We start from the raw sequence: 8,592 nt of genomic DNA on the forward strand, positions 1-8,592 counted from the left end.
CTTCATTATTAACTACTCACTCCTAACTCCCAACTCCTAACTCCTAACTCCTAACTCCCAACTCCTAACTCCTAACTCCCAACTCCTAACTCCTAACTCCCAACTCCTAACTCCCAACTCCTAACTCCCAACTCCTAACTCCTAACTCCCAACTCCTAACTCCTAACTCCTAACTCCTAACTCCTAACTCCTAACTCCTAACTCCTAACTCCTAACTCCTAACTCTAGACAAATGCATCCGTTGTTAAAATCCAAAATTTAAAATCTAAAATTGTTTGGGAAGTAAGAAAATGAAATGTGTTAAATGTTTATCTTCCGTATTTTTACTTAGCTCAAGTTTGAGTGTAGCTCTATTGGCGAAACCCGCACAAGCTCAAGTTGCATACGGTAGTTATGTTGGTGTTGGACCTACTGTTGGTATATCTGATGGAGCGCAAATAGGAGGAGTTCTTGCCGTCCGCTATAAGCTTTTAGAGACACCCATATCTTTCCGTACTCAAGCTTTAGTCGGTGAGAGTACCGCAGTTGTACCTATGGTTTCTTATGATGTCCCCCTTAACTGGCAAACTGATGCTTATTTAGGGGCTGGATTAGTTTTGGCCGGCGGTGATACACCTTCCCCCGTCGGTAACAAAATTAGTTTTGCTTTACAGCCCGGTGTTGACTATATGGTACCCAACAGCAACACTGTAATTTTTGGTAATGCGATTATTGCTTTCGATGCTTATCGTGATAAGAGTGGTGCTGCTGTTTCAGTTCAGGGTGGTGTGGGTTTGAGGTTTTAAATCTGTAGAGACGTTGAAGGGTAAGAAGTCGGGTTTTTTAATCCTAAAAACCTGACTTTTGTGGTTGTGTTTAAGCTGCTATTCCATACTCAAATTCACTTAATTTTTGTGCTTGGGCTGTATAATTTTGACCGTAAATTTTAGCGCTGCGTCCGGTTTCTACTAAAACATTTCGCACTTCTTGGTTAGAAAAATCAGCGAGGTTAATATTACGCCAAAGTGCCATACCTGCGGCAATCCCAACTCCTTGTCCAACTCCACAATTGAATTCTACAATTCTACCAGCAGAGCAAGCATAGCCCTCGAATCCCGAAGCGGGACTAATAACTGCCAGGTTGGGTATATCTTTAATTAAAGCGTGTTGAATGCCGATGTTAAATAGGGGTTGTTGGATGTGCAAAAGGTGATCAATTCGTTTTTCTTCTGCTCTTGTACCTAAACCTTTGATACCACCGCGAATATCAAAATGATAACCAAAGGTTCCTAGAGCTTCATTTTGATTAACTCCCCCTACAAGCATTTCCGCCCCGGTTAATCGGTCAATTACTCCCATCACGTTACCTGCGTGACGAATGTATAATTCATACGCTGGAGTAACTGTATTTGCACCAATAGCTTTAAACCACTGAATTACATAATCCATTTCTGCGAGCATTTCTGGGGTAGGTTTGGCTTTACCCCGCGCTAATGCTTCCGCTTTGTCGGCATTTACATCATATAGGAATGCGTTCCAAGATAATCTACCATTTGAAAGAATGGCGACGTTACCATTATCGAGAATTGCGCCACTTTTTTCTAAAATCAAGGGAGTTGCTCGGAAGGAATGATAAGCGATAGAAAGGGCTTTACAGCGGATATCGATGTAGTCTTTTCCCACATACATGGTTTTGAGTTTACCATTGCGATCGACCAAATCTTCTCTGAGACGGTTGGCTATTTCCGGATTATTACCTGCGGCTTGATTTAACCATTTTTGAGCGTCTCTATCGTTAAGGTTAGTAAAGCGTTCGAGATAAAGTTTTTCTATCTGTTGGAGTCTTTGTACGCTCAAACCTTGAGTTTGAAATACTAAGGTAACTGAAAGTTCTGAATCTGGTAAGCCGAAGGTTTCAAAACCCTTAAGTTTTTTCACTCCCGCAGCTTGGGCTAATTCTGCATTTACGGTGGAGTCGATAAATTGTTTGGCTAAGTAAGTTTCGCGTTTAGTAAGATTAATCCCAACAATTTTATTTCTTTGTTTGATTACTGATTCAATTTCTATATTGCTTATTATATCAGCGCGAATTTCTGCTAACATTTCCCGTAAGATTCGATCCGCTTTGATCGGATCTAACGCTACTTGAACTACTCCAACTCTTTGCAGAAATTCTTTGTAAATAGCGGGTGCGTCACCAAAAGATTCTAGGTTGTGCGATCGCCGAATTTCCAGAGGAATTGAAGACCTATCCAAATAGCTTAAACCACCGCGTACTAAATGTCCGCCTACACCTTGTCGCGAATCACCTTTGAACATTAGTAAGCTACGCGGGTATTTATTAGTATGTCGATAATATTCCCGTGCTGCACAGATTAAGGTCAAAATACCGGGAAGTTCGTCTCCAAAAGCGATGATGTCATAGGCGTGGGTTGTATTTGTTTGAGGCATAATTTTTTTGTAATCTTAATTCTTAAGAAAATCAACACTGTATATCTCGGTGATTTCGCAAGCCTTCGGGTACCCTTACGGGTACTTTTAAAGAAACTCATGTTAAATTAATTAATACTTTATTAAATTCCGATGATATTTGGCTCCCATTATTTATATAGTTAAATATGACACTTTAATATCCAATAAATACTAAATTTTACTGTTGAAAAAAATATTATTATCGATAATATAAGAAGCTTCAATATCAAATAAAATAGATTTTTTGATTTTTTTGAAATTAATCATAATTTGTTATGATTAAAAAGTATTAAGAAAAAATTAGTAATTAGTATTTAGGGTAAAAGTGATGCTAATAGCAACTCACGACTAATAGCTAAATACGAACTATTAACAAGTAATGGAACTTAGAGAATGACTCTATCTATTCGTCCCGAACTATCTTCTTCTGACCAGAATTTATCGTCTTTATCTACACAGCAAAGTCAGCAGAATGTAACGGATGCAGAAATGATGCAAGCTGTACGTACTTTGTTGATTGGGTTAGGAGAAAATCCAGATCGTGAAGGACTAAAAGATACACCGAAAAGAGTTGTCAAAGCTTTGCAGTTTCTCACAAAGGGATATCATGAATCTTTGGATGAACTGTTGAATGGTGCAGTATTTACAGAAAATGCGTCGGAGATGGTGTTAGTCCGAGATATCAATATTTTCAGTTCTTGCGAACATCATATTTTACAGTTATTGGTCGCGCTCATGTAGCGTATATTCCGAATGGAAAGGTAATCGGATTATCTAAAATCGCTCGAATTTGCGAAATGTATGCACGACGCTTGCAGGTGCAGGAACGTCTGACGGTACAAATCGCTGATGCATTACAAGGTTTGCTTAATCCACAAGGGGTGGCTGTGGTTATAGAAGCGAGTCATATGTGTATGGTAATGCGTGGAGTGCAAAAACCCGGTTCTTGGACTGTTACTAGTGCGATGCGAGGAGTATTTACAGAAGATGCTAAAAATAGACAGGAATTTATGGATTTGATCCGACACAAACCCAATTTTGGGTAATAAATATTGGGAGACGTAGCAATGCTACGTCTCTACAAAATACAAAATACAAAATACCAAAAATATCAATGGCTACCAGCCCAACTGATCCATCTGCGAGATATGCCTATACAGGTTACTGTTTCAGTTATCTCTTGGCTTATGATGTTAGATTTTGTTAAATCCGCACCATTAATATATGCTTCATTGATATTGCTATCTGTCAAATTAGCATAGTTGAGATTAGCTTGAGTTAAATCAGCAGCGCTGAGTTCTGCTTCTACCAGATTTGCTTGATACATATTTGTATTTACTAAATTTGCACCTCGTAAATCAGCTTTTTGTAAGTTAGCTCTTTCTAATTTGGCATTCATTAAATCTGCACCAATTAGATTTATCTCGCTGAGATTTGCGTCAGTTAAATCGGCTTGAGTCAAATCTGCATCAGTTAGATTTGCTCGACTTAGGTTACACCCCTTCAAGTTGGCTCCACTTAAATCAGCCCCGCTTAAATCTGCTGCACATAAGTTTATACCGCTTAAGTCAGCATTTTTGAGATTGGCTTGATGTAAAATAGCTCCACTAAAGTCTTTTTCTCCTGCTCTGTATCTGCTTAAAAGCTTATTAACGTCCATATATTTCTCCTTTTTACTTTCACTAATCCAACTTGTTTATTAAAGAGATGTATGAGAAAGTAGTAATGTTTTTTATTGAGTTATTTAGAGCCAATTTGAAGTTAAACTCAATAAGCTTATTCTGCTCAAATTTTTATGATATGGAACGTTTACTTAAAATAATTATGCAAAACTACTAAAAACTTTTCAGTTCTTATTAAAACTTTTAAATTTACAAGTTTTGAATTATATTGATTTTTATACGTCGCAATAGGTACCGTCTATATATTAATGATTTTTTGCATCTTTTTGTAATAATCCGAGTAATTTTTGTTGAAGATTTTCACTAATTAACTTATTTCCTTGTAAATTGAAGTGAATGTGGTCATGATATAAAGCTTTAGGGTTTTGAGAAGAGTTGAATATAGGTAAAAAATCTATATAGATAATACCTTGAATTTGCGTAAATTGTCGTAGACGCTGACGTGCTTTAATTTCATAATCCCGTGGTCCGGGTTCCCCGACTTCTCGCAATAAGGGAGTCATTGCTAGTAAAAATTGACCATTGTTTGCGTGGGTGAATTCTTGAATTTGACCGATAGCTGCTAAATTAATCCCAACGCGATCATTTTCGTTTTGGATTTCTTTAAGTCCTGGTATGGGTTCCGGCTTGAGGATGTAGCGGTTAAATACTTCCGCTAATGCAAATGCTGGTTTTTTTCCTGGATAATTGCGATCGCGTCCGACTGGTAGTGAAGTTGGTGCGGTGGAAAATAAATCATCGGTATTAATCAGTAAGACTACAGAAGAAGCACCAAAGCTACCAAATCTTTGTAAGTAAGCAAGTTCGTTTCTCGGTCCCCAAGAATTGGCTGAAGCGTTTAATACTTCCACTTGTGTAATAGTTGGAGATAAATTAGATGTCAAAGAAAGCATCATTAAGTGAGAAATTGTATTTTCTTGATCAGTCCACCAACCACCATTGGCGATAGAGTCTCCTAAAAGGAGAATTCGCAAACTTGAGGGTAAAGGTGTTTGTTGAATATTTGCACCCCGCATGGAATACTGATTAATTTCTATACGATTACCAAAGCGACGGGTACGTTGAGAAGGAGTTAATAAATAACCAATTTTTTCATCTCCAATATAAGTTAGAGGATTGCCAAAACCAAATAGCAAGCGCAATGCAACTTCTGTGACTACAAACAATCCAATAATCGCTGCAATAATAATTAATAAAAAAAATCTCACTGTTGAATACCCTTTTGTCATGTGATGGCACAAATTACACCAATATACACGACGGAGCAAGAATGATCGGATTTTAGCTTAATGGATTTTTTCGCAAACCGAAAAGCTGGTATTTGGGCTAGGAGGGAGCGAGACGTTTTGTCACCAGGGAGCGAGACGCTCCCACTACAAATATATTATCCAGCAGAATTAATGATACATGTGGGTAATGCGTAAGTGTTGATTTACTTAATTTCAGTAATTTTTAAAGTGTAGGGAAGATACAGTTCTTTTTTATAGGAACCGATCCAAACTTTGTATTCTCCGTTGAGCCATTCGCCAACTATACCGGGATTTTTACCTTCAAACTCATCGTTACACCAGATACCACCCGGACCTTTAATTATTAAAGTTGTATCATCTGGACTTTCTATTACTAGTTTCATATAATCAAATTTATTTTTTAAACGTAGGGTATGGTCTGGTTCTTTGTCTACGAAGCCGGTACAGGCTCCTGTAGGTGTGTCTGCTCTTTCTGAGATTTCTTTTGCTGGTATACTACCACCGCTCATTCCGCGAACTGTTAAGGGGTCTTTTGATAAAGGATGCTCGATGCTTATATCTCCAAATATTGGTGGAGATGCTTCTTGAGCGCTAACTGCGCTGTTTATTCCCGATGCTGCTGCTAGAGATAAGAATACAAACGATAGCTTTATTGCTTGACTTATTAATTTAGTAGACATTTTGATGACATTTTTTCTAAGTGTTCGCAATGACATTAAAATCACACTTATAGTTCCCTAGAACTCAGAGTAATTAACTATTCTTAGGCAACTAAAATTACGTACTAAAAAGATTAAGTTTTAAGAATTTTAAGAATTCATAATTATTACTCCCCTGCCATCTCTTTTTGCACAGAATAAATAAGGGCGCATTTAATGCGCCCCTAAATTAGTTATTCAAGGTTTGGCTTAAGTCACGGGATTGTAATGATTTTATTTATGGAATGTGAACTCACTATGGGTTGATTGCCTTTTGTAAACGAAGCTTGTCCGATCCATTCTGGTTCAACAGTACCCAAGATTCTATGAGGTCCGGACCGTTCATTTCTCCGGTTAAAGCAGCCCGTAAACTCCGCATTAACAAGCCTTTTTTGACGTTCTGCTCTTTAACTACTTGTTGTACTATGTCTTTAGCATTCGAGGCATTAATTTGACCTAGCTGTTGACTATCTAAAGCTGTAATAACTGCTTGAAGGGCGCTTTTCACCCCTTCTTTTTGCAGTTGCTCTATGGCTTCGGAATCAAATTCTACTGTTTCGGTAGAAAACATTTTGGCAATGTCTACGGCTTCCGTCAAACGAGCTAAACCAGGCTGAAGCAAAGCAACTAATTGTTCAATCCAAGGGCGTTCTTTTGTTTCAGTAAATTTATACCCGGCTTCTGACCAGAAAGGAATCAGCATATCAGTAAGTTTACTTACGGGCATACTGTGAATATACTGACTGTTAATCCAATCTAATTTTGCCCAATCAAATTTGGCACCGGCTTTGTTAACGCGCTCAAAATCAAAGTTTTTGGCGGCTTCTTCTAAGGTAAATATTTCTTGAGTAGAATCCGGGGGAGACCATCCCAACAAGGTCATATAATTAACCAAGCCTTCGGGAGTAAAACCCATTTTCTTAAAGTCAGAAATTGAGGTGACACCATCTCGTTTGGAAAGTTTGCGACCTTCCATGTTCAAAATTAAAGGAGTATGGGAAAATTCTGGTATTTTTGCACCAAATGCTTCATATAATAGAATTTGTTTGGCGGTATTGGCTATATGGTCTTCCCCTCGAATCACATGGGTAATTTGCATATCCATATCATCCACCACCACAGCAAAATTATATAGTGGCTGACCAATACCATCTTCAGAGGAACGAGCGATAACCATATCACCACCTAAATCGCTACCCCTCCAAACCATCTCACCCCGTACCAAGTCATTCCAAACTATTTCGCGACTATCATCAATTTTGAAGCGAATTACAAAGCTACGTCCTTCAGCTTTAAATTCTGCTTCTTGTTCTGGTGTTAGATTACGGTGACGATTATCATAACGAGGTGCTTGATTGCGAGCTTTTTGAGATTCCCGCAATGCTTCCAATTCTTCGGAGGTGGTGTAACAGCGATAAGCTAATCCTTTATCCAGCAAATCCTGTACCGCTTCCTTATATATAGACAAGCGCTCGGTTTGAAAAAATGGACCTTCATCCCAATTCAATCCCAACCAACGCAATCCTTCAAGAATATTTTCGGTATATTCGGGACGCGATCGCTCTATATCGGTATCTTCAATTCGTAGAATAAATGTACCGTGATGATGACGAGCAAACAACCAGTTAAATACAGCAGTTCTCGCTGTACCAATATGTAAATTCCCCGTTGGGCTGGGAGCAATACGCACTCTGAAAGTCATACAGTTATTATTATTTGAATTTTTGGAGCCACTTGCAATTCTAAAGCAACCGTCTGTTCAAATTTACTTGACGATCGCGTCACTTGCGATCGTTGATTTTGATTTATCTGATGAATAAGTAAGTCAGCATTAAAAAATCAAGGTATGTCCGAAGCTAGTGGAACGTTAGCGGAGCGTCTCCCGCAGGGAGATAGCATTCACCCGCAGGGTGCGATTCATCCCAGGGGTTTGATGGCTATGAGCAGGATAATCGCCGTGTTTTTCAACCGAGCAGGATACTAGTTTGAGATATATAGCGAGCTTTCCGGCTCGCACTACAAAATTTGAGAAATTATTTTTTACAAGCCCCTTATACAGAAGATATATCAATACGGTTCAGTTAAGGAAAATTGTAGGTTGGGTTGAGGCTCTGCGAAACCCAACAAACCCGCCAAATGTTGGGTTTCGTTCCTCAACCCAACCTACATATATCAAGGTTTTTGACTTTAACTGAACCGTATTGGAAGATATATAGCGAGCTTTCCGGCTCGCACTACAAAATTTGAGAACTTATTTTTTACAAGCGCTTTATACAGATTAACCAGATGGTGAATCTTTAAAGTCAAGTATTTGATAATTTACTTAACTTATCTGAGCTTTAATTTTCTCATGTTAGAACGGGACTGACGGGGCTCGAACCCGCAACTTCCGCCGTGACAGGGCGGTGCTCTAACCAATTGAACTACAGTCCCATGTGTTTTCAACTTTTTGATTATCCCTCTTCCATAGTGGTTTGTCAAGAGGCAGTTGGTTTTTTTTTGGGGATGGGG

6 protein-coding genes, 1 tRNA gene and 1 pseudogene are annotated in these 8,592 nt (G+C 38.6%); 2 read left to right on the plus strand and 6 right to left on the minus strand.

What is annotated here, in order from left to right:
- Positions 1–290: 290 nt before the first annotated feature.
- Positions 291–785 carry a hypothetical protein gene (locus IQ247_RS30225; protein ID WP_193925671.1) on the plus strand — a complete coding sequence of 165 codons (495 nt, stop codon included), beginning with the start codon at positions 291–293 and terminating at the stop codon, positions 783–785.
- Positions 786–855: 70 nt separating this feature from the next.
- Here IQ247_RS30225 and IQ247_RS30230 read toward each other — a convergent pair whose 3' ends face one another.
- Entirely contained in the window at positions 856–2,430 is a 1,575-nt protein-coding gene (locus IQ247_RS30230) for an FAD-dependent oxidoreductase (protein ID WP_193925672.1), read from the minus strand.
- Positions 2,431–2,844: 414 nt separating this feature from the next.
- On the opposite strand from IQ247_RS30230, the pseudogene folE reads away from it, so the two are divergent.
- Positions 2,845–3,497 (plus strand): annotated as a pseudogene (folE, locus tag IQ247_RS30235) (GTP cyclohydrolase I FolE).
- 65 nt (positions 3,498–3,562) lie between these two features.
- On the opposite strand, the gene IQ247_RS30240 reads toward folE, so the two are convergent.
- The 5 genes from IQ247_RS30240 to IQ247_RS30260 form a co-directional block, all read right to left on the minus strand.
- On the minus strand, positions 3,563–4,111 hold the full coding sequence (locus IQ247_RS30240; protein WP_193925673.1) for a pentapeptide repeat-containing protein: 549 nt from the start codon (positions 4,109–4,111) through the stop codon (positions 3,563–3,565).
- Positions 4,112–4,378: 267 nt separating this feature from the next.
- Complete coding sequence (locus IQ247_RS30245) at positions 4,379–5,341, minus strand: SGNH/GDSL hydrolase family protein (protein WP_193925674.1); 963 nt, start codon at positions 5,339–5,341, stop codon at positions 4,379–4,381.
- Positions 5,342–5,565: 224 nt separating this feature from the next.
- The gene (locus IQ247_RS30250; RefSeq protein WP_193925675.1) at positions 5,566–6,063 is read right to left on the minus strand and encodes a hypothetical protein; all 498 of its coding nucleotides are present in this window, start codon (positions 6,061–6,063) and stop codon (positions 5,566–5,568) included.
- A gap of 274 nt (positions 6,064–6,337) precedes the next feature.
- Positions 6,338–7,783, minus strand: a complete 1,446-nt coding sequence (gene gltX, locus IQ247_RS30255; protein WP_193925677.1) for a glutamate--tRNA ligase — start codon at positions 7,781–7,783, stop codon at positions 6,338–6,340.
- 657 nt (positions 7,784–8,440) lie between these two features.
- Positions 8,441–8,514: transfer RNA gene (locus tag IQ247_RS30260), tRNA-Asp, on the minus strand.
- Between the last annotated feature and the right edge of the window lie 78 nt (positions 8,515–8,592).

Origin of the sequence: Plectonema cf. radiosum LEGE 06105 (assembly GCF_015207665.1) — a bacterium.
In the GTDB taxonomy this organism is placed as follows: Bacteria; Cyanobacteriota; Cyanobacteriia; order Cyanobacteriales; family Nostocaceae; genus Rivularia; species Rivularia radiosa_A.

Coding starts and splice junctions, on each gene's coding strand:
- IQ247_RS30250 (WP_193925675.1), bottom strand. CDS start 6,063: ATGTCTACTAAATTAATAAGTCAAGCAATAAAGCTATCGTTTGTATTC.
- IQ247_RS30240 (WP_193925673.1), bottom strand. CDS start 4,111: ATGGACGTTAATAAGCTTTTAAGCAGATACAGAGCAGGAGAAAAAGAC.
- IQ247_RS30230 (WP_193925672.1), bottom strand. CDS start 2,430: ATGCCTCAAACAAATACAACCCACGCCTATGACATCATCGCTTTTGGA.
- IQ247_RS30225 (WP_193925671.1), top strand. CDS start 291: ATGAAATGTGTTAAATGTTTATCTTCCGTATTTTTACTTAGCTCAAGT.
- gltX (WP_193925677.1), bottom strand. CDS start 7,783: ATGACTTTCAGAGTGCGTATTGCTCCCAGCCCAACGGGGAATTTACAT.